A 26,981-nucleotide genomic window follows, 5' to 3' on the forward strand; every position below is an offset into this window, starting at 1 on the left:
CCATGACCACTTCCTACCCTGCCCTGGACCAATGGATCAGCGACCACTTCGACGAAGAAGTGGCCTACCTGCGTGAACTCGTGCGCGTGCCCACCGACACGCCGCCCGGCAACAACGCGCCCCACGCCGAACGCGCCGCCGAGCTGCTGGCCGGCATGGGCTACACGGCCGAGAAACACGCCGTGCCCGAGGCCACGGTGCGCGCCGCCGGCCTGCAGACCATCACCAACCTGATCGTGCGCCGCCGCTTTGGCGAAGGCGGCAGGACCATCGCCCTCAACGCCCACGGCGACGTCGTGCCACCCGGCGAAGGCTGGACCCACGACCCCTACGGCGGCGAGGTGGTGGACGGCAAGATGTATGGCCGCGCCACGGCCGTGAGCAAGTGCGACTTCGCCACCTTCACCTTCGCGCTGCGCGCGGTCGAGGCCGTGGCCCAGGCCCAGGGCCTGGCGCTCAAGGGCGCGGTCGAACTGCACTTCACCTACGACGAGGAATACGGCGGCGAGGTCGGCCCGGGCTGGCTGCTCGCACAAGGCCTGACAAAACCCGATCTGATGATCGCGGCCGGCTTCAGCTACCAAGTGGTGACCGCCCACAACGGCTGCCTGCAAATGGAAGTGACGGTACAGGGCGACATGGCCCACGCCGCCATCCCCGACAGCGGCACCGACGCGTTGCAGGGCGCCGTGCACATCCTGAACGCGCTGTACCGCCTCAACAGCGACTACCTGAAAGTGCGCTCCTCGGTCGAGGGCATCACCCACCCCTACCTCAACGTCGGCCAGATCAGCGGCGGCACCAACACCAACGTGATGCCCGGCAAGGTGAGCTTCAAGCTCGACCGCCGCATGATCCCCGAGGAAAACCCGGTCGAGGTCGAGGCCGCGCTGCGCCAGACCATCGCCGACGCGGCGGCCTCCTTCCAGCCGCCGCGTGGCGGCAAGACCCTGCAGGTCGACGTCAAGCGCATCCTGCTGGCCAACGCCATGAAGCCGCTGGCGGGCAACCAGCCGCTGGTGTCGGCCATCCAGAAACACGGCGGCGCCATCTTCGGCGAAACCATCCCGGCCGTGGGCACGCCGCTCTACACCGACGTGCGTCTGTACGTGGAGCGCGGCATCCCCGGCGTGATCTACGGCGCCGGACCGCGCACCGTGCTGGAGTCGCACGCCAAGCGCGCCGACGAGCGCCTGGACCTGGCCGACCTGCAACGCGCCACCCAGGTGATCGCGCGCACGCTGGTGGACCTGCTGAACGACTGAACGCCGCCCACATCAGTGGCGCCACCGAGGATGCCGCCGATCGGGCTCCGCCCGTCGGCTGGCATCGCCCCCTGGGGGGGACGCCGAAGGCGGCGCGGGGGGTCACTTCAGCGCTTGACCAAGGCTGTCGCTCACGTGCACCGTGATGGCGATGCCGGCGGCCACGCTTTGGCTCACGGTGCAGTACTGCTCGAAGCTGTCCAGCACGCGCTGCAGGTGGTCGAGCTGGTCGGCCGGCACGCCCAGACGCAGCTCGGCGCGGATGGCAAGCACACGCTGGCGCCCCTCGGCATTGCGCCCCACCTCGGCCACCACCTCGGTGTGGATGGGCTCGGGACTTTGTTTGTACTTGCGCAATGCGAACAGCAGCGAATCGGACAGGCAATTGCCCACCGCCGCCGTCAGCAGCTGCACCGGTGACGGCCCGCTGGCGCCACCCATGGGTGGCGGCTCGTCGCCCACAAGGGGTGGCACGGGCGCGCCGAAGTCGATGAGGAAGCGGTAGTCCTGCTGCTGCTGCAGGGTGACAGTGATCTGCTGGTCGGCCATGGGGGTCGGGTCAAGTGTGGAAAGTTGCCTAGCATATGCCAGGCACCTCGCAGATCCCCGGCCGCCCTCAGGCCAGGCCGTGGCGGAATTCGTAGTCGGCCTGAGGCATGGCATGGCCGTACAGCCAGCCCTGGCCCAGCACGCAGCCCATGTCGCGCAACTGCAGCAACTGCCCCGGCGTTTCGAGACCTTCGGCCAGCACCTCGACGCCGAGGTCACGGCCCAGCTCGACGATCATGGCCGCGAGCTTGCGCGCGCGCGCATCGGTCTCGATGGCGCAGACCAGGCTGCGGTCGATCTTCAGTTCCTGGAAGCGCAGCTCGACCAGCCGCCCCAGGCTGGAGTGGCCGGTGCCGAAGTCGTCGATGGACAGCTCGAAGCCGTGCGAGACCAGCGCCGCCAGCGTGTCCTGCACCTGGCTGTGGTCCTGCGCGAAAGCGCTCTCGGTGATCTCCAGCCGCAGGCGCCGGTTGGCCACCCCATGGCGCTGGCACAGGGTGTGCAACCAGTCCGCGAAGCCCGTTTCCTCCAGTTGCCGGATGCTGACGTTGACCGAGATCCGGTGCACCGGGTCGGCCCAGCTCGCCAGCGCCAGTACCGCCTTCTCGGCCACCCGCTCGCCCAGGCTGCGGATGGCGCCGGTCTGTTCGGCCATGGGAATGAACTCGGCCGGCAGCACCAGCGTGCCGTCGCGACGGCGCCAGCGCACCAGGGCCTCGGCGCCCATCACGCGCTCGTCCAGCAGCCGCAGCTGGGGTTGCAGGAACATCTCGATGCGGTCTTCGGCCAGCGCGTCCTGCAGGTCGCTGAGCAGGCGCACGCGCTGGCGCACCTCGTCGGCCAGCGCCGGCGTCCAGTCGCCGCAACGCAGCTGGCGCCCGGTGGGCAGGCGCGAGACCACCAGGCCCGCTTCGTCAACGGCCTGGGTGACGGACGCCGCGCCCTCGGACCAGCCGATGGCGATGGGCAGCCGCACCTCCACACCGGCCACGGCCACCGGCTGGCTCAGCAGGTCCAGCACGCGCTGGCGCAGGGCGTCGCCACCGCTGCCCGGCACCGCCAGCGCGATGCGGTCGCCGTTGATGCGGGCCACGCGCCCACCTTCACCCAGGCCCTGCTCCAGACGCCGCCCGACCTCGGCGATCAACTGGTTGGTGACCTGTTCCCCCAGGGTGCCGCGGATGTCCTCCAGCTCGTCGATCTGCACCTGGGCAAACCAGGCGCCCTTGGCGCTGAGGCCACGCCGGAAACCGAGGCGGTTGCGCAGGCCGGTCTCGACGTCGTGGTGCGCCAGATGCTCCAGTTCCTGGAAGACCTGCACGTTGTCCAGGCCCAGCGAAATGTTGATGGCGAACACCTCCAGCATGTGCCGGGTCACGTCGTTCAGCGGCGCCTGGGCGGTCAGCAGCACGACCAGCTCATCGCCGCCCGACGAGCGGATGTGCACGGTCTTGAAGCCACCGATGTCGCCCACGGCCCCGCCCAGCTGCTGGGCAAAACACTGCTGAACGGGTTCGGGCAACTGGTTCAGCGACTCGCCCACCAGGTCGCGGTAGACACCGGCGGCGGCCACCACCTGGCCCTGCGTCTCGCCGGGTTGGCGTTCGCGCTTGCGCAGCACCACCACGCCCTGGGGCTGGCATTCGCTGATGTCGCAGATCTGCGTCAGCACGCCTTCGGCAAAACTCTGCAGCGAATGGCGTTGCGTCACCAGCGTGCCCGAGGCCGACACCACTTTTTCGAGCCCGCGCTGGTGGGCCTGCAGCCGCACCAGCTGGTGGTAGCCCCGCACGGCCACCGTCAGGCAGGCCATGAGCCGTCCCTGCGTCAACTCCGACTTGGTCTTGTAGTCGTTGATGTCGTAGCGCTTGATGACGTCCAACTCTGGCGCGTAGCCCGGCTGGCCGGTGCGCAGGATGATGCGCAGCGGCTCGCGTCCCGGCATCGCGCGGATGCGCTCGACCAGGCGCAGGCCGGCATCGGGCGTCTCCATCACCACGTCCAGCAGCACCACCGCGATGTTGGGCTCGTGGGCGATCAGCTCCAGCGCCTGCCGCGCCGATGTCGCCTGCAGCAGCTCCAGGCCACGGCCGTCGATCTCGCTGTCGCGCAGGCTGAAGGCCGTGGCCATGAAGACGTCTTCCTCGTCGTCCACCACCAGCACCCGCCACGGCACCGAGGTCTGGCTCAGTGCCCGCGCGGTGACGGACTCGTCCTCGAACAGCAGGATATCGTCGCCTTGCAGCGCAAGGTCCTCAGTGGACGGCATAGATCGCGGTGTCCTCTTGGCTGGTGGCCGCGGCCAACGGGGCCACGACCGGGAGTTCGATGTCGATGGTGCTGCCCTGTCCCAGCGCGCTTTGCAGGTCCAGGCGCCCGCCCAGCGCGCCCACGACGATGTTGCGCACGATGGACAGGCCCAGGCCGCTGCCCCCCTGGCCCAGACGGGTGGTGAAGAAGGGTTCGAAGACGCGGGCCAGGTGCTCCGGCGCGATGCCGGCGCCATTGTCGGCCACCGTCAGCGCCACGCGATCACCGTCCAGCCGCCTGGCGCCGACGCGGACCACCGACAAGGGCGAAGCCGCGTCGCCAAACGCATGGATCACGGCGTTGCTGAGCAGGTTGCCCAGCACCTGGCCCAGCGCCCCCGGGTAGCTGTCCAGCTCGATCCCGGGCGGGATTTCGTTGACCAGTTGCAAAGGATTGCCGCGCAGGCTGGGCCGCAGCGAGGCCATGATCTCGTCGACCACCTGGCGCAGGTCGAAGCGGCGGCGCGTCATGCCCGTGCGGTCCACCGCCACCTGCTTGAAGCTGCTCACCAGGCCGCTGGCGCGCTCCAGGTTCTGCAGCAGCAGCCGGGTCGCTTCCAGCACATCGGCCAGGAATACGTCCAGCGCCGAGCGCTTGAGCGCACCGCCGGCCAGCGCAGCAGCGAAAACACGGCGCTTTTCCTCCAGGCTGCTGGCCACCGTGACCGCCACCCCGATGGGGGTGTTGAGTTCGTGCGCCACACCCGCCACCAGGCCCCCCAGCGACGCCAGCTTCTCGGCCTCCACCAGCTCCGACTGGGCGCTGCGCAGGCGCTGGCTGATCCGCTGCTCCTCCTGCAGCAGGCGCTGGCGCTCGGCCAGGAAGGCCTGCAACAGCGCGATCTGGTCCAGCACCTCGGAAAAGTCGGCGTTCAGCGTGCGCGCCTGGGGCTGCGGGCGGGCTTCACCCGTGGCCAGGTGCTCCAGGGCCGATGCCACCCAGCGGATGGGCGCGATGATGCTGTCGGCGATCAGGCGGTGGGCCAGCAGCGCCAGCAGCAGGACGGCGGCGACCATGAGCAAGGCGGCCACAACGGCCCACTGGCTGGCGCTGCGCGCCTGCTCCAGGTTGTCGCGGGCCACGTCCACCTGCAGCTTCAGCAAGGCCGCCATCTCGGTGTTGAACTGCAGCACCGCGCCTTCGTGGGCCGCTTGTGGGGGGCCGGCCAGCGCGGTCGCGCGGCGGAACAGTTGCCGGCGCAGTTGGTCCAGGGCCGTTCGCACCTGGCGCGCCAGCACGGTTTCGGCCGGAGTCATGTAGGTCAGTTGGTAGGCCGCCCACAGGGCCTCGATTTCGGCCCAGTGAGGGGCCAGGGCCGTGTCAGGCGAGGCGCCCCGTTCGACAGCGGCCGCCAGGGCACGCGGGATGCGGGCGTTGACCATGTCGCTGATGCGCTGCAGATCGTGCAGCGGCACCACGCGGTCGGCGTACACCGTGTCCAGCCGCGCCACCAGGTAACGCCCGAAGCCCAGGGACACCAGAAAGGCCAGCAGGACCACGCCCCCCATGGCCAGGAAGACACGGCGCAGCGTCTGCTGAACCGACTGGTCCAGACGGCGCTGCAGGCTCACCATGGCGAACACCCGTCACGTTGCGGCAACACTTCATCTCCCCGAACCCTGGCCACCGCCCGGTACGGAGCGGAAGCGGAAACATGGCAACCCCAGCGGCGCTGCACGGCATGCGCAGCACCGCGACTCAGGTCATCAGCCCACCGCGTCCTTCACACACTTCTTCTCGAAGCTGTTCTTGGCCGCACCTGCGAGCTTCTTCTCCTTGGACGCCACCTCACACGTGGCGGAGGCGTCCTTCTCACACTTCTTCAGGAAGGAGGTCTTGGCGGCGCCAGCGAGCTTCTTCTCCGCGGCAGCGGCATTGCACGAGGGACCCTCGGCAAAGGCGGCTGTGCAGAACAACAAGGCCAAGGAACAAGCAAGGTGTTTGGTCATGGGCATTCCCCAAAAACGTCCAACACTCCCTGAAGTATCATTTTTTGACGATCTACCAAGACATTACCAGAGGCCGGCCAGATTGAACAAGTTGGCACACTTTGCAACAAAAAATACCGGTCGTGGCGTCTTGCGACGCCCACAGCTGAAACATCCGCGACGAGGCCAACCACGCCAACTCGGTATACTTCTTCCGCTCGTCATTGGGGAGTAGCCGCTCTGCGCCCTGCAGAGGTTTGCGTCAACACACTTGGTCCTCACGGCCATGGCGCAGACAGCCAAGAGCCTGGCAAGACCTTTGACCTCACTGCCTCCGGTTGGGCCGGGGATGCGGTGTGGTCTCTGGTGGATTGCTGGCCCTTGGAGTTCTCATGGAAGCTTTTTTCATCTCGACCGGTGTCGTCGCCCTGGGCGAAATGGGCGACAAGACCCAGTTGCTGGCCATGCTGCTGGCGGCCAAGTTCCGCAAACCCGTTCCCATCGTCCTCGGCATCCTGGTGGCCACCCTGGCCAACCACGCGCTGGCCGGCGTCATCGGCGACTGGGTGGCCCAGGCCCTGGGCCCCGACCTCTTGCGCTGGGTGATCGGCCTGTCCTTCATCGCCATGGCGGTCTGGATGCTGGTGCCCGACAGCGTGGACGAAGGCGACGGTGACAGCAAGCTGCGCCTGGGCGTGTTCGGCACCACGGTGCTGGCCTTTTTCCTTGCCGAAATGGGCGACAAGACCCAGATCGCCACCGTGGCCCTGGCCGCCCGCTACAGCGACCTGATCTCGGTGGTGGCCGGCACCACCCTGGGCATGATGCTGGCCAACGTGCCCGCCGTGTTCCTGGGCGACCGCATCGCCAAGGCGGTCTCCATGACGCTGGTGCACGGCATCACCGCGCTGATCTTCGCGGTGCTGGGTGTGCTGACGCTGTTCAACGTCGGCCACCTCTTTTAAAGAACTTGTCCGTCAATTCGGCGGGGCCGCGTTGGGACGCCATCGGGATGAGTTGACCGCCAACACCGCGCAGCATGGGCCGGTGGCCCATGCAAGGGGTTGGGTGGGCAAATCGCCCGATTTCGTCACACCCCGAAGGGCAAGTGCCTTATTAGGCGGTCTGCGGCGTTGCAAAGCCTCGACAGGCCACCGGCCCGTCTGTGTTTTGCGCCTTGGAGCCCATCCCAAAAAGGCGCTTGCGCGACCCCGCCTCGTTGACGGACAAGTTCTAAGTCACGAGACGGCGCCGCCGGCCAACGGCGCATCGTCCTCGTGCGACACCGCCGCCAGCAGGGCCGCGCGCACCGCGTCGGTCAACATGGACAGCCGCATGCCCGTCATGCCCGGGTGGCGCGCGGCCTGCACAGGCAGTGGCGGCAGGTGCACAAACCCCACCCTCAGGCCGGGCGCGCGGGTGGCGCGCCAATGCGCCCCCGCGTAGAAAACGTGGTTGCAAACGAAGGTGCCCGCCGTCTGTGACACCGAGGCCGGCACGCCCGCCGCCCGCACCGCCGCCACCATGCGTTTGATGGGCAGGCTGGCCAGGTAGGCGGTGGGACCGCCCGGGACCACGGGCCGGTCCACCGGCTGCTGCCCCGCGTTGTCGGGGATGCGCGCATCGTCCACGTTGAGGGCCACCCGCTCCACCGTCACCTCGGGCCGGTTGCTGGCCAAGCCCAGCGACAGCAGCACGTCGAAGGGCTGCGCCGCCAACGCCGACTGCAGCACCTCGCGCGCACGACCGAACTCGCAGGGCAGCAGCAAGGCCCTCACCTTGGCGCCGCCGAAGTACATGCCGTCCAGCGCGTGGGCCACCTCCCACGAAGGGTTCACGTGGTCGCCATCAAAAGGCTCGAAGCCGGTGAGCAGGATGTGTTTCATGCGGGTTCCCCAAAACCGCCACCGCCGGGCGTGTGGATCTCGAACACGTCGCCCACCGCCATCTCGGCCTGGCCGATGTGGGCGAGTGCCTCCACCGCACCATCGGCGCGCACGACGCGGTTGATGCCCACCGCGCCAGGCTGGCCGCCGGCCATGCCGAAGGCGGGGTGGATGCGGCCATTGCTCAGGATGCTGGCCGTCATGGGCTCCAGGAACCGCACGCGCCGCACGCCGCCGTCACCACCGCGCCAGCGCCCCGCGCCGCCCGAGCCGGCGCGGATGGCATAGCCCTCCAGCCGCACCGGGAAGCGGAACTCCAGGATTTCGGGATCGGTCAGGCGCGAGTTGGTCATGTGGGTCTGCACGACGCTGGTGCCTTGGAAGCCACCGGTGAGCACACCTTGCGCGTCAAACACACCACCCGCGCCGCTGCCGCCCGAGATGGTCTCGTAGTACTGGTGGCGCGTGTTGCCGAAGGTGAAGTTGTTCATGGTCGGCTGCCCGCCCGCCATCACGCCGAGCGCGCCCAGCAGCGCGTTGGTGATGCAGCTGGAGGTCTCCACGTTGCCCGCCACCACCGAGGCCGGTGGGTTGGGGTTGAGCATGGAGCCGGGCGGGATGATGACCTTGAGCGGCTTCAGACACCCGGCGTTGAGCGGGATGTCGTCGTCCACCAGCGCGCGGAAGGCGTACAGGACGGCGGCCATGCACACGGCCGTGGGGGCGTTGAAGTTGTTGGTCTGCTGCGCGCTGGTGCCGGTGAAATCGATTTCGGCCGTGCGCGCGGCCGCGTTGACCCGCACCGCCACGCAGATCTGCGCGCCGTTGTCCAGCGGCAGGGTGAAGGCACCGTCCTTCAGGCGCGGGATGACGCGGCGCACCGATTCCTCGGCGTTGTCCTGCACGTGGCGCATGTAGGACTGCACCACGGGCAGGCCGAACTGCGCCACCATCTTGCGCAACTCCTGCACGCCCTTTTCGTTGGCGGCGATCTGGGCCTTGAGGTCGGCCATGTTCTGCTGCGGGTTCCTCGACGGGTATTCGCCACTTTGCAGCAGCGCCACCATCTCGGCCTCGCGCAGCTGGCCTCGGTCGACCAGCTTGACGTTGTTGATCTGCACACCCTCTTCCTCGATGCGGGTCGAGAACGGTGGCATGGAGCCCGGCGTGCTGCCGCCGATGTCCGCATGGTGGCCACGCGACCCCACATAGAAGGTGGGCTGCGCCTCGTCACCGATGTAGACCGGCGTGATCACCGTCACGTCGGGCAAATGGGTGCCGCCGTGGTAGGGGTCGTTGAGCACGAACACGTCGCCTGGGTGCATGCGCCCGCTGTTCTCGCGGATCACGGTCTTGATGCTTTCGCCCATGGACCCGAGGTGCACCGGCATGTGGGGCGCGTTCGCGATCAGGTGGCCTTCGCTGTCGAACAGGGCACACGAAAAGTCCAGCCGCTCCTTGATGTTGACCGAGTAGGCGGTGTTCTGCAGCTGCAGGCCCATCTGCTCGGCGATGTTCATGAACAGGTTGTTGAACACCTCCAGCAGCACCGGGTCGGCGGTGGTGCCCACGGCGTAGCTCTGGGCGCGCGCCACCTGGCGCTCCACCAGCAGATGGTCGTGCTCGGTCAGGCGCGCGACCCAGCCGGGCTCGACCACGGTGGTGGCATTTTTCTCGGCAACGATGGCCGGGCCGGGGATGAGGTCGCCCGGGCGCAGGTCCTCGCGCACCACCAGGGCGGCGTCGAACCAGGCGCCTTCGGTGTAGACGCGCACGGTGTCGCGGCGGGGCACCTCACGCGGCGGATGCAGGGGCAGCACCGGCTCGGCCGGCGCGTCGCCAGGCAGGACCGCCTCCACCGACACCGCTTCCACCACCAGGGGCTTGCCGCTCATGAGGAAGGCGAAGCGTTGGCGATAGGCGGCTTCGAAAGCCGTCTGGACACCCGCTACATCGTCGACAAAAGGTACAACCATCGCCGCATCGCTGCCGGCGTAGCGCACATGCACGCGCCGGTGCACCGTGATGGCGCCGCCACCGCTGGCCTGGCGCAACAGCTCGGTGCGGGCCTCGTCGGCCAGGGCGTCCAGCTGGGCCGCGATGCCGGGCAGCGCGTCGGCCGACAAGGGCGACTCGACGGCCTGCTCGCGCATCACGGTCTGGTCGGCCAGGCCCATGCCGTAGGCACTGAGCACACCGGCCAGCGGGTGCACCAGCACCCGCGTCATGCCCAGGGCGTCGGCCACCAGGCAAGCGTGCTGGCCACCAGCGCCGCCAAAACACTGCAGCGTGTAGCGGGTGACGTCGTAGCCGCGGGCCACCGAAATTTTCTTGATGGCGTTGGCCATCTGCTGCACCGCGATGCGGATGAAGCCGTCGGCCACGTCCTCGGGCGCACGGCCGGTTTGATGAGACAGCTCGCCGAACCGTGCGCGCACCACGTCGGCGTCCAGCGCCTCGTTGGCCTGCGGGCCGAACACGCGCGGGAACCAGGCCGGCTGCACCTTGCCCACCATCACGTTGGCGTCGGTCACGGCCAGCGGGCCGCCGCGCCGGTAGCTGGCCGGACCGGGGTTGGCGCCGGCGCTCTGGGGCCCGACGCGGAAACGCGCGCCGTCGAAGGCCAGGATGGAGCCGCCGCCCGCGGCCACGGTGTGGATGCTCATCATGGGCGCGCGCATGCGCACGCCGGCCACCTGGGTCTCGAACTCGCGCTCGAAGGCGCCGGCGTAGTGGCTCACGTCGGTGCTGGTGCCTCCCATGTCGAAGCCGATCACCTTGGGCTGTCCCGCGATCTCCGCCGGAAAACTTGAAAAGGCCAGCTCCGCTGTCCGTGCCATGCCCACGATGCCGCCGGCCGGGCCGCTGAGGATGGCGTCCTTGCCCTGGAAACGGTGGGCGTCGGTGAGGCCACCGGAGGACTGCATGAAGTACAGCGGCACGCCCGGCATCTCGGCCGCCACCTGCTCCACGTAGCGGCGCAGGATGGGCGAGAGGTAGGCATCGACCACGGTGGTGTCGCCCCGGCTCACGAACTTCATCAGCGGGCTGGTGCCGTGCGAGGTGCTGACCTGGGTGAAGCCGATCTCGCGCGCCAGTTCGGCGGCGCGGGCCTCGTGGGCGGTGTAGCGGTAGCCGTGCATGAAGACAATGGCCACGCTGCGCAGGCCGGCGTCGAACGCGGCCCAGAGGCGCTCGCGCAGGTGGGACTCGTCCAGCGCCTCGATGAGCTCGCCGTGGGCGCCCACGCGTTCCTGGGCCTCGATGACGCGGCTGTAGAGCAGCTCGGGCAACACGATGTGGCGGTCGAACAGGCGCGGCCGGTTCTGGTAGGCGATGCGCAGCGCATCGCGGAAACCACGCGTGGTGACCAGCAGCGTGGGCTCGCCCTTGCGCTCCAGCAGCGCGTTGGTGGCCACCGTCGTGCCCATCTTCACGCATTCCACCAGCGCCGGCGTCACCGGCTCTTCCGGCGCCAGGCCCAGCAGGTGGCGCATGCCGGCCACGGCCGCGTCGCGGTACTGCTCGGGGTTTTCGCTCAGCAGCTTGTGGGTGGTGAGGCTGCCGTCGGGGCGCTTGCCGACGATGTCGGTGAAGGTGCCACCGCGGTCGATCCAGAATTGCCAGCGGTTGTCGGTGCGTGTGTTCATGGGAAACCTGGGTTCAGAGGGATGCGGCCGCTCGGGCCGCCTGGTCGTACATGCCGGACAGGACGCGCAACAGGCGCGCGAGCTGGCCGATGTCGTGGTTGAGCCCTTCGTCGGCGCCCAGGGCGTCGATCAGGCAGCTCTCGCGGATCTCACGGTAGCGCTCCACGTGGGCACGCCCCTGCTCGGTGGCGGCGTAGGTCACCTCCTTGCCGCTCTTGCTGGAGGCCACCACGCCCAGGCCTTGCAGCTTCTTGAGGGCGTAGTTGATGAGGTGGGTGTCTTCCACGTTCATGATGAAGCAGATGTCGGCCAGGCGCTTGTCGCGCGCGCGGTGGGTCACATGGTGCAGCACCAGCACGTCCAGCGGCGTGAGGTCCTTGAGGCCGGCGGCGCTCATGCAGTGCACCACCCAGCGGTGGAAGGCGTTGCCCGCCACGATGAGGCCGAACTCGAACTCGCTCATCTCCGCGCTCTGCGGCGACACCAGGTGCGCCGACGAGACAATGGGCACGGAATCTGCTTTTTGGGATTTGCGCGTGGAAGCCATGCGAAGAGTCTAGTAATTTCACCAACAAAATGCCAACAATTTGTTGACATCAAGGGAAAACACGGAGCACACTGGCTCGGCGCCCGGCTACATTCTGTGACGTTGGTCCCGGCACCAAAACCACACTTCGCCCCATCCTTTTCTGGAGCCCCCATGAAGCGTCGACTGTTCTCCGCCACCCTGTTGTCCACCGCGCTGGCCTTTGGCGCCGCCGCACAGGCGCAAACCAAATGGGACCTGCCGGCCGCCTACCCGGCCACCAACTTCCACACCGAGAACCTGACGCAGTTCGCCAACGACGTGGACAAGGCCACCGCGGGCAAGCTCAAGATCACCATCCACGCCAACGCCTCGCTGTTCAAGGCGCCCGAGATCAAGCGCGCGGTGCAGGGCGGGCAGGCGCAGATCGGTGAAATCCTGCTGGCCAACTTCGCCAACGAGAACCCCATCTACGCGCTCGACGGCGTGCCCTTCCTGGCCACCGGCTACGAGGATTCGCGCAAGCTCTACGAAGCCTCCAAGGCGGCGATGGACAAGTTGCTGGCGCCCCAGGGCATGAAGATGCTGTACGCCGTGGCCTGGCCGCCGCAAGGCATCTACAGCAAGCGCGAGATCGCCTCGGTGGCCGACCTGCGCGGCATCAAGTGGCGCGCCTACAGTCCCGCCACGGCCAAGATCGCCGAGCTGATCGGCGCGCAGGCCGTGCAGATCCAGGCCGCCGAACTGAGCCAGGCCCTGGCCACCGGCGTGGTCGAGAGCTACATGTCCTCGGGCTCCACGGGCTACGACTCCAAGACCTACGAACACATCAAGAACTTCTACGACACCCAGGCCTGGCTGCCCAAGAACGCGGTCATCGTCAACCTGCGCGCCTTCAACGCCCTGGACGCCGCCACGCAAGCCGGCGTGCTCAAGGCCGCCGCCGACGCCGAGGCCCGTGGCTGGAAGATCAGCCAGGAAAAGAACGACGAGTACAAGCGCCTGCTGACCGAAAAGGGCATGAAGATCCACAAGCCCTCGGCCAAGCTCATGACCGACATGCAGCAGGTCGGCGGCATCATGCTGGCCGACTGGCAAAAGGCCGCCGGTCCCGATGGCGCGGCCATCATCGAGGCCTACAACAAGGCCCGGGCCAAGAAGTAAGCCGCGACAGACCACACCATGCAACGCCTTCGCGCCGGGCTGCACACCCTGATCGACTTCGCGGGCGCGCTGGCAGCGGCCTGCGTGTTCCTGATCTTCGTGCTGATGATCGTGGGTGGCGTGGGCCGCCAACTCAACCTGCAGGTCAGCGGCGTCAACGATGTTGTCGCGTGGCTGTGCGCCGCCGCCTCCTTCTTTGCCATGGCCCACGCCTTCCGCCACGGCGACTTCGTGCGCGTGACGCTGCTGCTGGAGGCCCTGCCGCCGCGTGCACGCCACGCGCTCGACGCGGTCTGCCTGGGGGTGGCCACGGTCGCGGTGGCCTACCTCACCTGGTGGGCCACGCTGTTCACCTGGGAAAGCCACGAGTTCAATGAAATGGCCATGGGCCTGGTGGTGATCCCGATCTGGATCCCGCAAAGCACCTTCGTGCTGGGCTGCTGGCTGTTGCTGGCCACGGTGCTGGACGAACTGGTGCTGGTGCTGCAGGGCCACAAGCCCCACTACCAGACCGCCGTGGAAGAACGCCACGCGCGCGGCGACTTCTCCTCCGATATCTGACGCTTCAAGGAATCCCATGGATACCGTACTCATGGGCGGCATGCTGCTGGCCATCATGCTGGTGCTGCTGGCCGGGGGCGTCTGGATCGCCATGACGCTGGCCATCGTCGGCTGGATAGGCCAGGCCTTCTTCACCTCCACCCTGCCCGGCAAGAACCTGTTCTCCGCCTTCTGGGAGTCCAACGCCTCGTGGGAGCTGGCCGCGCTGCCGCTGTTCATCTGGATGGGCGAGATCCTGTTCCGCACCAAGCTCAGCGAAGAGATGTTCGAGGGCCTGCGCCCCTGGCTCAACCGCGTGCCCGGGCGGCTCATGCACACCACCATCCTGGGCTGCGGCGTGTTCGGCTCGGTGTCGGGTTCGTCGGCCGCCACCTGCGCCACCATCGCCAAGGTGGCCCTGCCCGAACTCAAGCGGCGCGGCTACAACGAGCAGCTGGCCATCGGCTCGCTGGCCACGGCGGGCACCCTGGGCATCCTGATCCCGCCCTCCATCACCATGGTGGTCTACGCGGTGGCGGCGGACGCCTCCATCATTCGCATCTTCCTGGCCGGCTTTCTGCCAGGTCTGCTGCTGATGCTGCTGTTCTCGGGCTACATAGGCTGGTGGAGCCTCAAGCACCCGGACCAGGTGCCCCCGGCCGATCCGCCGAGCAGCTTCATGACCAAGCTGCGCACCTCGGGCAGCCTGATCCCGGTGGGCCTGCTGATCGTCTTCATCGTCTGGGTGCTGGTGGCCGGCTGGGCCACCGCCACCGAATGCGCGGCCTTCGGCGTGCTGGGCTCGCTGGCCATCGCGGCCTGGGGGCGCAGCCTGACCTGGACCAACTTCAGCGAAGGCCTGATGGGTGCCACCCGCACCAGCTGCATGATCATGTTCATCCTGGCCGGCGCCGCCTTCCTGACCAAGACCATGGCCTTCACCGGCATCCCGCGCGAGCTGGCCGAATGGGTCAACAGCATGCACCTGTCGCCCTATGCCCTGATCGGCGCGCTGGTGCTGATCTACCTGGTGTTGGGCACCGCCCTGGACGGCATCTCCATGATCGTGCTGACCAGCGCGGTCGTGCTGCCCATGATCCAGAAGGCCGGCTTCGACCTGATCTGGTTCGGCATCTTCATCATCCTGCTGGTGGAGATCGCCGAGGTCACCCCGCCGGTGGGCTTCAACCTGTTCGTGCTGCAGAACATGACCGGCAAGGACAGCAACCGCATCGCCCGCGCCGCCCTGCCCTTCTTTGCCTGCCTGGTGGTGTGCATCGCGCTGATCACGCTGTTCCCGCAGATCGTCACCATCGTGCCCGACCTGGTCATGGGCAAGGAACAATAAAAGGCGCCTCCCGCCATCCTCTACACTGCCCACCCTGCCCGCGTGCCAACGCGGGAATGGCAAGCAGACAAAGGAAAGACGTGTTCAAGAACGTGATGGTCTACCGCCTGGGCGCTGAAACGCTGCCCACGCTGGAAGCAATGGAAGAAGCGCTGCACGGCGCGCGTTTCGTGGAATGTGGGGCCTCGCAGGAGCTGTCGGTGGGCTGGACGGCGCCACGCGGCGAGGCGCACGGCGCCCTGGTCGAGTCGGTGGCCGGGCAGCGCATCCTCAAGTTCATGGTGGAGTCCAAATCGGTGCCGTCCAACGTGGTGCGCCGCAAGGCCGACGAGGAGATCGCCCGCATCGAGGCCAGCACCGGCCGCAAGCCCGGCAAGAAGGAAACGCGCGACCTGCGCGAGGACGCCAAGCGCGCCCTGCTGCCACAGGCCTTCAGCAAGGTCTCCAGCGTGTGGGTGTGGATGGACCACGAACAGGACCTGCTGATCCTGGACGCCGGCAGCCAGTCGCGCGCCGACACCGTGATCACCGCCCTGGTCGAGGCCGTGCCCGGCCTGGCCCCGCGCCTGTTCAACACCCAGCAGACGCCCCAGAGCGCCATGGCGCAGTGGCTCAGCGCGGGCGAGGCCGGTGGCGCCTTCCAGATCGAGCAGGAGTGCGAGCTCAAGTCCAGCGGTGAGGACCGCGCGGTGGTCAAGTACGCCCGCCACACCTTGGACATCGATGAGGTCAAGCAACACGTGGCGCAAGGCAAGCTGCCGACCAAACTCGCGCTGAACTGGCAGGGCCGCGTGGCCTTCACGCTGACCGAGTCGATGACGCTCAAGAAGGTGGGCTTCCTGGAAACCGTGTTCGAAGGCACGTCCAAGGAAAAGGAAGACAACTTCGACGCCGACGTGGCCCTGAGCACCGGTGAGCTGGGCCAGCTGATTCCCGAACTGGTGGAGCTGCTGGGCGGCGAACTGCTGGAATTCGGCGCGGCGCCGGCCTCGGCGCCCGCCGGGGGCGGCACGGTGACCACCGGCGCGGCCCACGTGGCCCTGGCCACGGCCGACGACAGCGCCCCCTTCTGAACGGCTGAACCACCCACAGGCCCATGAACCCCGTCCTGGCCATCTGCATCGGTGCCTGCGCCGGCGCGCTGGCGCGCTGGCAACTGGGCCTGTGGTTCAACGCCGGCGGCTGGCTGCCCTGGGGCACGCTGGCGGCCAACTGGATAGGCGCCTACGTGATCGGCGCGGCGGTGATCTTCTTCCAGGCGCACACCGGCATCGACCCGGCCTGGCGACTCTTCCTCATCACCGGCGCGCTGGGCGCGCTGACCACCTTCTCCACCTTTTCCGCCGAGGCCGTGGCGCTGGTGCAGCAAGGCCGGCTGGCGATCGCGCTGTTGCATGCCGGCCTGCACCTGATCGGCTCCCTGCTGCTGACCTGGGCCGGCATCGCCAGTGCGCGCGCCTGGTGGAACCTGCCCGGCTGAACCGGGATAACCCTGATGCAATATCGGGCAATTTAATTGCCTAGGCAATATTTTATCAGGCATGGATAATCCGCCCCACTGTCCGCACCCATCCACCGCCATGCCACACCCAGACCGCCCCGCCGCGTTCTACGACGCCAACAAGTTCTGCGCCGAGGAAAGCGTGGGCTACCTGATGAAGCGGGTGATGCTGTCGCTGGGCCAGCAGATCGACAAGCGGCTGGCCGCCTACGACCTGACCACCGCCCAGTGGAACCCGCTCATGTACTTGAAAAAGAACGGGCGTTCCACCGTGGCCGAGCTGGCGCGCTGGCAAGTGTCCGATGCCGGTGCCATGACCCGTCTGCTGGACCGTCTGGAGAAGAAGGGCCTGTGCAAGCGCGAGCGCTCGCTGGAAGACCGTCGGGTCGTGCATGTGGAACTCACCGAGGAAGGCGCCAAGGCGTTGGAACATGTCCCGGCCATGCTGTCCGAGGTGCTGAACCACCATCTGGCGGGCTTCGACGACACCGAGTTGCAGACGCTGGTGAAGCTGCTCAGACGCATGATCGCCAATGGGGAACACATGCGCGATGGCCCATGAGGCACCCAAGGCCGCTTTTTTTTTGACCTATTTAATTGCCTAAGCAAATGACACCCAGTCAATCAATCCCACGGACCCCGCTGCCGCCCACGGATGAGCGGAAGCACTTTGGCCTGCGGACGACGGCCGTGGCCCTGGCCGTGGTGCTGGCCGGCTGCGTGAGCACCGCCGGCATCGAGTCCGGCGCGCGGGCGCTGACGCCCCGGGAGATCGGCCTGCCCGCCGTGGCCTCCACCGCGCCGGCGGTGGGCGCGCAGTGGTGGCAAGACCTGGGCGATGCGCGCCTGAGCGGACTGGTCGAGCGCAGCCTGGCCGCCCACCCCAGCCTCAAGGTCGCCCAGGCGCGGCTGGCCAAGGCGGCGGCGGGCGTGGCCATCCAGGAAGCCGGCGACGGGCCACGGGTGGTGGCGGGCGCCGACAGCACGCGCCAGCATTTCAGCGCGAACAGCATTTATCCGGCGCCCCTGGGCGGCTCCATCCGCACGCTGGCCAACGCACAGCTCGCCGGCAGCTGGGAGCTGGACTTCTTCGGCCAGCACGGCGCGGCCATCGCCGCCGCCGTGGGCAGCGAGCGGGCCGCCCAGGCCGACCTGGCGGCGGCGCGCCAGCTGCTGGCCACCCAGCTGGTGCAGGCCTATGTGCAGTGGGCGCAGCTGGCCGACCAGCGCGAGGTCACCCAGCGTGCCCTGGCGCAGCGAGAGGAGATGCTGGGCCTGATCCGCGAACGTGTGTCGGCCGGCCTCGACAGCCAGGTGGAACTGCGCCTGGGTGAAGGGGCCTTGCCCGAGACTCGGCTGCAGCTCGAGCAGTTGGACGAGCGCATCGCCTCGACGCGGCTGGCGATCGCTGCGCTCGCGGCCATGCCGCTGGAGCAGCTGGACGGCCCCCACCCCACGCTGCGCGCCTTGAAGGCCGCGCGCCTGCCCGATCAACTGCCCGCCGACCTGCTCGGGCGCCGCGCCGACATCACGGCCGCGCGCTGGCGCATGGAGGCGGCCACCGCGGGCGTCAAGGTCGCCCGGGCCCAGTTCTATCCCAACATCAACCTGACCGCCTTCGCGGGCCTGTCCAGCATCGGACTGGGGCAGCTGGTGGAGTCGGGCAGCCGCCACTACGGCATCGGCCCGGCCATCCACCTGCCCATCTTCGACGCCGGCGCCCTGCGCGCCCAGCTCAGGGGCAAGACGGCCGACCTGGACGCGGCCATCGAGACCTACAACGGCGCCATCCTGGACGCCGTGCGCGAGGCCGCCGACCAGCTCAATGTGCTGCGCTCCATCGCACGCCAGCAGGCCGAGCAGGCCCAGGCCCAGGCGGCGGCCGAATCAGCCTACGAATTCGCGCGCCAGCGCTACGCCGCCGGCCTGACCGGCCACCTCACCCTCATCCAGGCCGAAACCGCGGTGCTGGCCCAACGGCGCCAGGCCTTGGATCTGCGGGCCCGCGCACTGAGCGCCCAGGCCGCGCTGGCGCGTGCGCTGGGCGGTGGCCACCAGGCGCCGACCGAACTCGCCGCGATGCAGCCGGAAAGCCGCTGACCCTCACACCACCGAACCGCCCCCACCCGAACCACCGATACCGGAGCACCCCATGAACGCCCCTGCCGCCGCCCCCACGCCCACCCCGACCCGCAACCCTGCCCGCAAGAAGGCCTTGACCGCCGTGACCGCCGCCGTCCTGCTCGCGGGCCTGGGCTACGCCTCGTACTGGGCCCTGGTGCTCAACCACTTCGAGTCCACCGACAACGCCTATGTGCAGGGCAACGTGGTGCAGATCACGCCGCAGGCGCCGGGCACCGTGCTGGCCATCGGCGCCGACGACACCGACCACGTCAAGGCCGGCCAGTGGCTGGTCCGCCTGGACCCGGCGGACGCCCGGATCGCGCTGGAACAGGCCGAGGCACAACTGGCGCAGACCGTGCGCGAAGTGCGCACGCTCTACGCCAACAACCGCGCGCAGCAGGCGCAGGTGGAGCTGCGCACCGCCGACCTGGCGCGGGCGCGCAGCGAGCTGGGCCGGCTGCAGGACGACGTCAACCGCCGCCAGCCCCTGCTGGCCAGCGGCGCCGTGGGCAAGGAGGAGTTCAAGCACATCGAAGCCCAGCTGAGCGCCGCTCGCAGCGGCGCCGCGGCGGCGGAGTCGGCCTTGCTCGGCGCCCGCGAACAGCTGGAAGCCACCCTGACCCTGACCGCCGGCACCACGCCCGAGGAACACCCCAGCGTGTCGCGCGCCGCCGCACGGGTGCGCGAGGCCGCGCTGGCGCTCAAGCGGGTCGACCTGGTGGCGCCGGTGGACGGCTATGTGGCACGCCGCAACGTGCAGCTGGGCCAGCGCGTGCCGGCCGGCGCACCATTGCTCTCGGTGATTCCGCTGGACCAGGTCTGGGTGGAGGCCAACTTCAAGGAAAGCCAGCTCAAGCACCTCCGCCTGGACCAGGCCGTCGAACTCACCGCCGACGTCTATGGCAACAAGGTCACCTACCACGGCCGCATTGACGGCCTGGGCGCTGGCACAGGCGCCGCATTCGCCTTGCTGCCGGCGCAGAACGCCACCGGCAACTGGATCAAGGTGGTGCAGCGCGTGCCCGTTCGTGTCAAGCTGGACGCGGCCGAACTCAAGGAACACCCGCTGCGCGTCGGCCTGTCCATGGAGGCCAAGGTCGACGTGAGCCGCACCGACGGCCGGATGTTGTCCGAGAGCACCCAGTCGGCCAACACGCTGCAGACCAGCGTGTTCGACCAGGACCGCGCCGAGGCCGATGAGCGGGTGCGCCGCATCATCGCGCGCAACAGCGGCGTGGCCCTGCCCAAGGTCCTGCCCGCCCGGCCGCACCTGGCCCAGGCCGCCACAACCACCGCCGCCGCGTCGCTGGCCCAGGCGCATTGAGCCGCAGGACACCGCCCACCATGTCGTCCACGACAGCCACACACCCCGGCACCCCGGCCCAGACACCGCCGGCGCCCGCCCAGCCCGCCACCTTCGCCCCGCTGCAAGGCAGCGAGTTGGTGCTGGGCACGCTGGCCCTGTCGCTGGCCACCTTCATGAACGTGCTCGACTCGTCCATCGCCAACGTGTCGATCCCGGCGATCGCGGGCGACATGGGCGTGAGTCCCGGCCAGGGCACCTGGGTCATCACCTCGTTCGCGGTGGCCAATGCGATCTCGGTGCCCCTCACGGGCTGGCTCACCCAGCGCTTCGGCCAGGTGCGTCTGTTCACCATGAGCATCCTGCTGTTCGTGCTGGCGTCCTGGCTCTGTGGCCTGGCGCCCAACATCGGCATGCTGATCGCCTTTCGCGTGCTGCAGGGCCTGGTCGCCGGGCCCATGATCCCGCTGTCACAGACTCTGCTGCTGGCCAGCTACCCGCGCGCCAAGGCCGGCTCGGCGATGGCGATGTGGGCGATGACGGTGCTGGTGGCGCCGGTCGCCGGCCCCCTGCTGGGCGGCTGGATCACCGACAACATCGCCTGGCCCTGGATCTTCTACATCAACATCCCGGTGGGCCTGTTTGCCGCGATGCTGACCTGGTCCATCTACCGCAAGCGCGACCCCGGCCCCCGCCGCGTGCCGCTGGACGTGGTGGGCCTGCTGCTGCTGGTCCTCTTCGTGGGAACGCTGCAGATCATGATCGACAAGGGCAAGGAACTGGACTGGTTCGAGTCCAGCGAGATCATCGCCTTGACGGTGGCCGCCACCGTCAGCTTCCTGTTCTTCCTGGCCTGGGAGCTGACCGACCGCCATCCCATCGTCGACCTGCGCCTGTTCGCGCGGCGCAACTTCGTCACCGGCACCCTGGCGCTGTCGGTGGCCTACGGCCTGTTTTTTGGCAACGTGGTGCTGCTGCCGCTGTGGCTGCAGCAGTACATGGGCTACACGGCCACCTGGGCCGGCCTGGCCACTGCGCCGGTGGGCCTGCTCGCCATCGTGTTCTCGCCCTGGGTAGGCAAGAACGTGGGCCGCATCGATCCGCGCAAGCTGGCAACGGTGGCCTTCCTGGGTTTTGGCGGTGTCCTGTGGATGCGCTCGCATTTCAATGCGCAGGCGGACTTCATGTCCATTCTCATCCCGACGCTCTTGCAAGGCGCGGCCATGGCCTTCTTCTTCATCCCCCTGCAGGCCATCCTGTTCTCGGGGCTGCCGCCCGAACGCATGCCGTCCGCCTCGGGCCTGTCCAACTTCGTGCGCATCACGGCCGGCGCCGTCGGGACCTCGATGTTCACCACGCTGTGGGAAAGCCGCGCGGCCATGCACCATGCGCAACTGGTCGAGGCCATCCACGCCGGCAGTCCCACGGCCCAGGCCACCCTCGCCCAGCTGACGGCGGGTGGCCTGACCCAGGGGCAGGCCCTGGCCACGCTGGACCGGCTGGTCAACCAGCAGGCCTTCACCCTGGCCGTGACGGACCTGTTTTACGCCTCGGCCCTGTGCTTCTTCGCGTTGATCGCGCTGATCTGGGCCGCCCAGCGGCCGCAAGGCGCCTCGGGCGGTGGCGGCGGCGCACATTGACAAGAAAAAGGCCGCCTTGCGGCGGCCTTTTTCGGCGCTCAGATCACAGGGTGATCAGCGGATCACGGCGATGGTTTCGCGCTTGCCGGCCTTGTAGGTCATCAGCGTCAGGGCACCGTTCTTGATGTCGCCCTTTTCGTCGAAGGCGATGTTGCCGGTCACACCCTTGTAGTTGGTCTGCTTCAGCGCGTCCAGGTACTTGGCCGGGTCGGCGGAGTTGGCGCGCACCATGGCGTCGGCCATCACCTTGACGGCGTCGTACACGTAGGGCGCGTAGACCTGCACGTCGGCGTTGTACTTGGCCTTGAAGTCGGCGCGGAACTTGTCCATGCCGGCCTTCTGTTCGCCTTCAACACCACCGGCTTCGGCGCAGAACACCTGGTCGTCGGCGATCGCGTCGCCGGCCAGCTTGGGCAGCTCGCTGGAGCAGATGCCGTCGCCGCCCATGAACTTGGCCTTGATGCCCAGCTGCTTCATCTGGCGCAGCATCGGGCCGGCCACGGCGTCCATGCCGCCGAAGAACACGACGTCGGGCTTCTTGGCCTTCAGGGTGGTCAGGATGGCGTTGAAGTCGGTGGCCTTGTCGTTGGTGAACTCACGGCCCACGACCTTGCCGCCAGCGGCAGCCACGCCCTTTTCGAATTCGTCGGCGACGCCCTGGCCGTAGGCGGTGCGGTCGTCGATGACGGCCACGGTCTTGGCCTTCAGGCTTTCAACCGCGTATTTGCCCAGCGTGCCACCCAGGTGCACATCGTCAGCCACCACGCGGAACACGTTGTTGTAGCCCTGGCGGGTGTACTTGGGGTTGGTCGCGGAAGGCGAGATCTGGGGGATGCCGGCGGCGTTGTAGATCTGCGAAGCCGGGATGGTGGTGCCGGAGTTCAGGTGACCGATCACGCCGTTGACCTTGGCGTCCACCAGCTTGGTGGCGGCGGCGGTGCCCTGCTTCGGATCGCCAGCGTCGTCTTCGGCCAGCAGCTCGAATTTGGCGGTCTTGCCGTCGATCTTCAGGCCGGCGGCATTGAGCTCGTCGATGGCCATGCGGCCGCCGTTTTCATTGTCTTTGCCCAAGTGGGCGATGGCACCGCTGGTCGGGCCGACGTGGCCGATCTTGATGGTGACGCTTTCAGGTGCGGGTGCTGCAGCAGGCGCGGCCGCGGGTGCCGGCGCTTCTTCTTTTTTGCCGCAAGCGGCAAGAATCACGGCCGCAGAAACAACAGCCAATTTCATCTTCAGTTGCATAGGAACCCTTGTGAATGAAAGGAGAACAATGACGTTTTATGAGCGGAGTTTTTCTCCACACCCATAAAGATACTCCAAAAATTGATAGTCGGCGCCCTGCCACCCCCAGTTGGTTGAGGCTTCAAGGGTAAGCCCGCATAGGCACAACCCCAGACCATGCCGCATAAGCGCTGCGAATGGGCCTCAAGCCGAACTGCTGAACCCCGACACATCGGCGGGCGGCGGTGGCGGCGGGTCCGTGCGCAGGACCTCCTGCGCCACCGCCAGCACCTCGGCGTGCAACTCCGACATCCAGCGCGCCGTCAAGGCCGGCAAACGGGCTTCCAGTCGGACCATGACCTGCTGCGCCATGACCTCCGCGTGCGAGGCCAGAACCTCCTCGTTCGGCACGGCGGGCGGATCGGGCGCGACGGGTTCGGGTTCGGGCGTCAGCACCACCGCCGCCTGGGGCCAGTCCGGCACGGCCACGGGCTCCGGGGCGGGAGGGGCCAGTTCGGTTTCGGCGCGGGGCACGGCCCCCGGCCGGGGCGCTGCGGGCAGCACCTCGGTCAGCGTGGGCACGAAGCGCGGCGGCACACGCGGCTCGGGCACGGCCTCGCTCCCCACGCCACCTGGCCCACCACCGCGATCGAACCCGTCGTTCACGATGCCGGGGCCCCCACCGCCGCCAGATCGTGGCGCACCAGCTGGTGGCCTTGCGCGGCGTACCAGCGCCAGCGTTCCCGGGCTGGCGCCCGGTCGCGCTCGTCCTGGGTGACGATCTCGATCACGCGATGTGCCGCAACCCCCTGCTCCAGCACCAGCGGAATATGGGGCAACAGATTCACCAGCACCGCGTCGGCCGGCACGGCGGCTTGCTCGTCTGCCAGCAGGATGGGCGAACGTGCGCGCACATGGGCCGGCGCGTGCTGCGTGGCGTGGGGCACAAATTCGTCGGCCGCGAAAGCCCACAACGCGGCGTCCAGTGCGTGGATGTCGGCGGTGTCCAGCACCACGTGTGCCCGGTGCCCGGCGCGCCACACCTTGCGCAGCAAGCGGCAGGTGTAGGCCGTGCGATCGGGCACGTTGAAATGGAAGGCGACCTCGGCCACGGCGTGCTCAGGTCACGCGCCAGCGCGGGGCGTGGCGGGCTTGCGTGGGGCCTTGCGGGCTGCCGGCACGGGGGCGGCGGCCACTTGCGTCAGGTAGCTGAACAACAAGCCCACCGGGCGGCCGGTAGCGCCCTTGGCCGCCCCGCTCTTCCAGGCGGTGCCGGCGATGTCCAGGTGGGCCCAGGGCGCATCGCCCACGAACTTCTGCAGGAACTTGGCGGCCGTGACCGCGCCGGCCTGGCGACCGGCCACGTTGGCCATGTCGGCGAAATTCGTCTTCAAACCCTCGGCGTATTCGTCGTCCAGGGGCATGCGCCAGCACGGATCCTGCGCCTCTTCGCCGGCGGTGGCCAGCGCCTGCGCCAGCGCGTCGTCTGTGGCAAACAGGCCGCTGCGCACCCCGCCCAGGGCGATGACACAGGCACCGGTCAGCGTGGCGATGTCGATCACCGCGCGCGGCTTGAAGCGCTGGGCATAGGTCAGCGCGTCGCACAGGATGAGGCGGCCCTCGGCGTCGGTGTTGAGGATCTCGATGGTCTGCCCGCTCATGCTGGTGACCACGTCACCGGGCTTGATGGCGCGGCCATCGGGCATGTTCTCGCAAGTGGGGATCAGGCCGACCACGTTGACCTTGGGTTGCGCCTCGGCCAGGGCGGCGAACAGACCCAGCACGCTGGCGGCCCCGCCCATGTCGAATTTCATTTCGTCCATCTCGGGAGCGGGCTTGAGCGATATGCCACCGGTGTCGAAGGTGATGCCCTTGCCCACCAGCACCACCGGGGCGTCTGTCTTGGCAGCGCCCTGGTAGCGCATGACGATGAAGCGAAGTGGTTCCTCGGACCCCTGCGCCACGGCCATGAAGGCGCCCATGCCCAGCTTGGCCACCTCGCGCGGGCCCAGCACCTCGGTCTGGATGCGGGGCGACTTGCCCAGCTTGCGGGCGACGTCGGCCAGCATGGAAGGCGTGGCGTGGTTGCCAGGCCGGTTGGCCCATTCCTTGGCCAGCTCGATGCCCTTGACCAGGGCGGCACCTTGCGCGTGGTCGGCCCGCACGGCAGCCGCGTCGGCCACGCCCAGCAACAGCGTCTGGAGCGCACGCGGCGTAGGCTTGGACTTGGTGGCGGTGTAGGCGTAGGTGGCGTCGGCTGCGGCTGTCATGGCGGCACGCAACACACCCGGCACTGGCGCCAGCACGGCCAGGCTCAACACCACCTTCTTGACGGCGGGCGACTTCAGGGCGCCCAACGCCGCCGCCACCGCCCTGCGCACGCTGGCGGGCGAGCCATCCCCCGCCCGCACCATGACCAAGCGGGCGGCCTTGCAGGCGGGGTGGCCCTGGCTGAGCCAGAGCTTGGCCACGCCACCTTCCCAGTGGGCGCCGGCGGCTTCACGGCGGGCCAGCTCGGCCAGCGGATCGCCTTTGGCCACCACGGGCTGGTCGGGCCACAGCAGCACCAGGGCATCACAGGCGGTGGCAGCGGCCTGGGCCAGCGAAAGGGTCTTGAGTTCGAAGTTCATCGTTCCGAGGGAGTGTGTGGTTCAAAGGGCATCGCCATCACGGTGCATCTTAACGCCCGCCTCGCGCGCACCCCGACGGCGCGATCCCGCCCGCGATGGCCCCCCGGCTCCGCGCCGGCCCGGCCCACGCCGGAGCACGGGCCGGGCGGGGACACATCAGGTCGGCGCAACGAAGGAGATGGCCGACGCCAGGTGCGCGCTCCAGTCGCCATCGCCGGCAGCCATGCCCACCAGCACGATGGAGCCACCCTGCAGGTTCAACACCACGTCGCCACCGGCGGTGGCCGCCGCGTACTTGCTGACCACGTCGCCAGCGGTGATCGGCCCGGAAAAGAAGTCCACAAAATGCAGCTTGTCACCTTCGCTCCATTTGAAGTCGGTCACACGGTCCGCACCCAGTTGCGACTCGAACACAAAATGGTCACCGCCGGCACCACCGCTGTAGATGTCGTTGCCCTTGCCACCGAACAGCACATCTGCGGCATCGCCGCCAAACAACTGGTCGTTGCCGTTGTCGCCATACAGGTAGTCGATGCCCTCGTCGCCATACAGCTTGTCATCGCCGTTGCCGCCGTACAGGGCATCCGTACCGTCGTTGCCCTTGAGGGTGTCGTTCCCATTCCCGCCTTGCAGAACGTCTTCTGCCTTGCCCGTGGTGCCCACCAGGTTGTCCGCGCCGTTGGTGCCGATGAGGTTCTTGCCCTTGTCGGCAGTGGAGCCAATGATGGTGAGGGTGATGTCATCGGTGCTGGAGACACCGGTGCTGTCGGTCACGGTGTATTTCAGTTTCGCCGTGATCGTCTGGTTGGAGGCCATCCAGTCCAGTTCCGCTGCGGGGGTCAGGTAAATTGATTTGCCGTCCACATCGGACACCTGCACCTTGAGGTCTGGCAAGTTGACTGCCTGCTTGGTCACGGGGTTGATGAGGGAAAAACCGCTCGGCCAAAGCATGGTGTCAAAAGTCACGACACCCAAGGTCAACGCATTGCCATCGGCGTCCGTCGCATGGTCGGGAATGATGGGCAGGAGGATGGCCGCGTTCTCGACGGTCGACAACGAGATCGCCTGCAAGGTGGGCGCGTCGTTGACGTTGGCAATCACCTGTCCCGTGCCCTCGAACGCCGTCGTGCCGCCAAACGGATCCGTGCTTGTGGCCACCGCGCGCACTTCCTTGCCCACGTAGCTCTGGTCGCTCGGTATCGCCAGCGTGCCGGTGTTTGCTCCAGCGATGTCCGTCCACACTCCGGCAATCTTTTCTTGCCAGCGGTAGGCCGTCGTGACCGCCCCGTCCGCGTCGGTCGCCGTCAGCAAGGCCGCCAGGCTGCCGCCCTCTTGGGCGGCTCCCGTCACCGCCAGCGTGCCCGTTGCTTCATCTTCCACGTTGGCCACCGCCGCC

General features: G+C 68.2%; 22 protein-coding genes, 1 pseudogene and 1 riboswitch. Of the genes and pseudogenes, 11 read left to right on the forward strand and 12 right to left on the reverse strand.

Annotated features, from left to right (window positions below):
• Positions 1 to 2: 2 nt before the first annotated feature.
• Positions 3 to 1,265, forward strand: coding sequence for a M20 family metallopeptidase (locus AAHB17_RS10250; protein WP_342130462.1), 1,263 nt, complete (start codon positions 3 to 5; stop codon positions 1,263 to 1,265).
• 102 nt (positions 1,266 to 1,367) lie between these two features.
• Here AAHB17_RS10250 and AAHB17_RS10255 read toward each other — a convergent pair whose 3' ends face one another.
• The 4 genes from AAHB17_RS10255 to AAHB17_RS10270 form a co-directional block, all read right to left on the reverse strand.
• Entirely contained in the window at positions 1,368 to 1,814 is a 447-nt protein-coding gene (locus AAHB17_RS10255; protein ID WP_342130463.1) for an OsmC family protein, read from the reverse strand.
• A gap of 67 nt (positions 1,815 to 1,881) precedes the next feature.
• Positions 1,882 to 4,083 (reverse strand): EAL domain-containing response regulator, encoded by a 2,202-nt coding sequence (locus AAHB17_RS10260; protein ID WP_342130464.1) that lies wholly within the window; start codon positions 4,081 to 4,083, stop codon positions 1,882 to 1,884.
• Complete coding sequence (locus AAHB17_RS10265; protein WP_342130465.1) at positions 4,070 to 5,698, reverse strand: ATP-binding protein; 1,629 nt, start codon at positions 5,696 to 5,698, stop codon at positions 4,070 to 4,072. The genes AAHB17_RS10260 and AAHB17_RS10265 overlap by 14 nt, the downstream gene beginning before the upstream one ends.
• 132 nt (positions 5,699 to 5,830) lie before the next feature.
• Entirely contained in the window at positions 5,831 to 6,073 is a 243-nt protein-coding gene (locus tag AAHB17_RS10270; protein ID WP_342130466.1) for a PsiF family protein, read from the reverse strand.
• 193 nt (positions 6,074 to 6,266) lie between these two features.
• Positions 6,267 to 6,442: riboswitch (yybP-ykoY riboswitch) on the forward strand.
• Positions 6,443 to 6,444: 2 nt separating this feature from the next.
• Between AAHB17_RS10270 and AAHB17_RS10275 the strand changes: the two genes are divergently transcribed.
• On the forward strand, positions 6,445 to 7,017 hold the full coding sequence (locus AAHB17_RS10275) for a TMEM165/GDT1 family protein (RefSeq protein WP_342130467.1): 573 nt from the start codon (positions 6,445 to 6,447) through the stop codon (positions 7,015 to 7,017).
• A 273-nt stretch (positions 7,018 to 7,290) separates the two neighbouring features.
• Here the strand turns inward: AAHB17_RS10275 and pcp are convergent, their stop codons facing one another.
• The 3 genes from pcp to AAHB17_RS10290 are packed head-to-tail and all read right to left on the reverse strand — an operon-like array spanning position 7,291 to position 12,135.
• Positions 7,291 to 7,938 (reverse strand): pyroglutamyl-peptidase I, encoded by a 648-nt coding sequence (gene pcp / locus AAHB17_RS10280; protein ID WP_342130468.1) that lies wholly within the window; start codon positions 7,936 to 7,938, stop codon positions 7,291 to 7,293.
• Positions 7,935 to 11,588, reverse strand: coding sequence for a hydantoinase B/oxoprolinase family protein (locus tag AAHB17_RS10285; protein WP_342130469.1), 3,654 nt, complete (start codon positions 11,586 to 11,588; stop codon positions 7,935 to 7,937). Before AAHB17_RS10285 ends, pcp begins: the two co-directional genes overlap by 4 nt.
• A 13-nt stretch (positions 11,589 to 11,601) precedes the next feature.
• Entirely contained in the window at positions 11,602 to 12,135 is a 534-nt protein-coding gene (locus AAHB17_RS10290) for a winged helix DNA-binding protein (protein WP_342130470.1), read from the reverse strand.
• Positions 12,136 to 12,288: 153 nt separating this feature from the next.
• Here AAHB17_RS10290 and AAHB17_RS10295 point away from each other — a divergent pair, with 153 nt between their 5' ends.
• From AAHB17_RS10295 to AAHB17_RS10335, 9 genes are all read left to right on the forward strand, one after another.
• Positions 12,289 to 13,278, forward strand: coding sequence for a TRAP transporter substrate-binding protein (locus AAHB17_RS10295; RefSeq protein ID WP_342130471.1), 990 nt, complete (start codon positions 12,289 to 12,291; stop codon positions 13,276 to 13,278).
• Positions 13,279 to 13,296: 18 nt separating this feature from the next.
• Complete coding sequence (locus AAHB17_RS10300) at positions 13,297 to 13,839, forward strand: TRAP transporter small permease (RefSeq protein ID WP_342130472.1); 543 nt, start codon at positions 13,297 to 13,299, stop codon at positions 13,837 to 13,839.
• A gap of 16 nt (positions 13,840 to 13,855) precedes the next feature.
• Positions 13,856 to 15,166, forward strand: a complete 1,311-nt coding sequence (locus AAHB17_RS10305) for a TRAP transporter large permease (RefSeq protein ID WP_342130473.1) — start codon at positions 13,856 to 13,858, stop codon at positions 15,164 to 15,166.
• 80 nt (positions 15,167 to 15,246) lie between these two features.
• Complete coding sequence (locus AAHB17_RS10310; protein WP_342130474.1) at positions 15,247 to 16,239, forward strand: recombination-associated protein RdgC; 993 nt, start codon at positions 15,247 to 15,249, stop codon at positions 16,237 to 16,239.
• A gap of 23 nt (positions 16,240 to 16,262) precedes the next feature.
• Positions 16,263 to 16,646, forward strand: a complete 384-nt coding sequence (gene crcB / locus AAHB17_RS10315; RefSeq protein ID WP_342130475.1) for a fluoride efflux transporter CrcB — start codon at positions 16,263 to 16,265, stop codon at positions 16,644 to 16,646.
• Positions 16,647 to 16,746: 100 nt separating this feature from the next.
• Positions 16,747 to 17,229, forward strand: a complete 483-nt coding sequence (locus tag AAHB17_RS10320) for a MarR family winged helix-turn-helix transcriptional regulator (RefSeq protein ID WP_342130476.1) — start codon at positions 16,747 to 16,749, stop codon at positions 17,227 to 17,229.
• Positions 17,230 to 17,357: 128 nt separating this feature from the next.
• Complete coding sequence (locus AAHB17_RS10325; RefSeq protein ID WP_342130477.1) at positions 17,358 to 18,767, forward strand: efflux transporter outer membrane subunit; 1,410 nt, start codon at positions 17,358 to 17,360, stop codon at positions 18,765 to 18,767.
• A 52-nt stretch (positions 18,768 to 18,819) separates the two neighbouring features.
• Complete coding sequence (locus AAHB17_RS10330) at positions 18,820 to 20,115, forward strand: HlyD family secretion protein (RefSeq protein WP_342130478.1); 1,296 nt, start codon at positions 18,820 to 18,822, stop codon at positions 20,113 to 20,115.
• Between the two features lie 20 nt (positions 20,116 to 20,135).
• Positions 20,136 to 21,734: a DHA2 family efflux MFS transporter permease subunit gene (locus AAHB17_RS10335; RefSeq protein ID WP_342130479.1), complete on the forward strand. Its 1,599-nt coding sequence runs from the start codon at positions 20,136 to 20,138 to the stop codon at positions 21,732 to 21,734.
• A gap of 54 nt (positions 21,735 to 21,788) precedes the next feature.
• On the opposite strand, the gene AAHB17_RS10340 is transcribed toward AAHB17_RS10335, so the two are convergent.
• From AAHB17_RS10340 to AAHB17_RS10360, 5 genes and pseudogenes are all read right to left on the reverse strand, one after another.
• Positions 21,789 to 22,976 (reverse strand): branched-chain amino acid ABC transporter substrate-binding protein, encoded by a 1,188-nt coding sequence (locus tag AAHB17_RS10340; RefSeq protein ID WP_342130480.1) that lies wholly within the window; start codon positions 22,974 to 22,976, stop codon positions 21,789 to 21,791.
• A gap of 183 nt (positions 22,977 to 23,159) precedes the next feature.
• Positions 23,160 to 23,567 (reverse strand): hypothetical protein, encoded by a 408-nt coding sequence (locus AAHB17_RS10345; RefSeq protein ID WP_342130481.1) that lies wholly within the window; start codon positions 23,565 to 23,567, stop codon positions 23,160 to 23,162.
• Positions 23,568 to 23,617: 50 nt separating this feature from the next.
• Entirely contained in the window at positions 23,618 to 24,067 is a 450-nt protein-coding gene (locus tag AAHB17_RS10350; protein WP_342130482.1) for a DNA polymerase III subunit chi, read from the reverse strand.
• Between the two features lie 12 nt (positions 24,068 to 24,079).
• Positions 24,080 to 25,585, reverse strand: a complete 1,506-nt coding sequence (locus tag AAHB17_RS10355) for a leucyl aminopeptidase (RefSeq protein WP_342130483.1) — start codon at positions 25,583 to 25,585, stop codon at positions 24,080 to 24,082.
• 156 nt (positions 25,586 to 25,741) lie between these two features.
• Positions 25,742 to 26,981, reverse strand: a pseudogene (locus tag AAHB17_RS10360) (hypothetical protein); the annotation flags it as partial.

The organism is Hydrogenophaga sp. OTU3427 (assembly GCF_038440225.1).
GTDB lineage: Bacteria > Pseudomonadota > Gammaproteobacteria > Burkholderiales > Burkholderiaceae_C > Hydrogenophaga.

Coding starts and splice junctions, on each gene's coding strand:
- AAHB17_RS10275 (WP_342130467.1), top strand. CDS start 6,445: ATGGAAGCTTTTTTCATCTCGACCGGTGTCGTCGCCCTGGGCGAAATG.
- AAHB17_RS10300 (WP_342130472.1), top strand. CDS start 13,297: ATGCAACGCCTTCGCGCCGGGCTGCACACCCTGATCGACTTCGCGGGC.
- AAHB17_RS10320 (WP_342130476.1), top strand. CDS start 16,747: ATGCCACACCCAGACCGCCCCGCCGCGTTCTACGACGCCAACAAGTTC.
- AAHB17_RS10255 (WP_342130463.1), bottom strand. CDS start 1,814: ATGGCCGACCAGCAGATCACTGTCACCCTGCAGCAGCAGCAGGACTAC.
- AAHB17_RS10285 (WP_342130469.1), bottom strand. CDS start 11,588: ATGAACACACGCACCGACAACCGCTGGCAATTCTGGATCGACCGCGGT.
- AAHB17_RS10265 (WP_342130465.1), bottom strand. CDS start 5,698: ATGGTGAGCCTGCAGCGCCGTCTGGACCAGTCGGTTCAGCAGACGCTG.
- AAHB17_RS10330 (WP_342130478.1), top strand. CDS start 18,820: ATGAACGCCCCTGCCGCCGCCCCCACGCCCACCCCGACCCGCAACCCT.
- AAHB17_RS10290 (WP_342130470.1), bottom strand. CDS start 12,135: ATGGCTTCCACGCGCAAATCCCAAAAAGCAGATTCCGTGCCCATTGTC.
- AAHB17_RS10305 (WP_342130473.1), top strand. CDS start 13,856: ATGGATACCGTACTCATGGGCGGCATGCTGCTGGCCATCATGCTGGTG.
- AAHB17_RS10340 (WP_342130480.1), bottom strand. CDS start 22,976: ATGCAACTGAAGATGAAATTGGCTGTTGTTTCTGCGGCCGTGATTCTT.
- AAHB17_RS10250 (WP_342130462.1), top strand. CDS start 3: ATGACCACTTCCTACCCTGCCCTGGACCAATGGATCAGCGACCACTTC.
- AAHB17_RS10335 (WP_342130479.1), top strand. CDS start 20,136: ATGTCGTCCACGACAGCCACACACCCCGGCACCCCGGCCCAGACACCG.
- AAHB17_RS10270 (WP_342130466.1), bottom strand. CDS start 6,073: ATGACCAAACACCTTGCTTGTTCCTTGGCCTTGTTGTTCTGCACAGCC.
- pcp (WP_342130468.1), bottom strand. CDS start 7,938: ATGAAACACATCCTGCTCACCGGCTTCGAGCCTTTTGATGGCGACCAC.
- AAHB17_RS10355 (WP_342130483.1), bottom strand. CDS start 25,585: ATGAACTTCGAACTCAAGACCCTTTCGCTGGCCCAGGCCGCTGCCACC.
- AAHB17_RS10260 (WP_342130464.1), bottom strand. CDS start 4,083: ATGCCGTCCACTGAGGACCTTGCGCTGCAAGGCGACGATATCCTGCTG.
- crcB (WP_342130475.1), top strand. CDS start 16,263: ATGAACCCCGTCCTGGCCATCTGCATCGGTGCCTGCGCCGGCGCGCTG.
- AAHB17_RS10295 (WP_342130471.1), top strand. CDS start 12,289: ATGAAGCGTCGACTGTTCTCCGCCACCCTGTTGTCCACCGCGCTGGCC.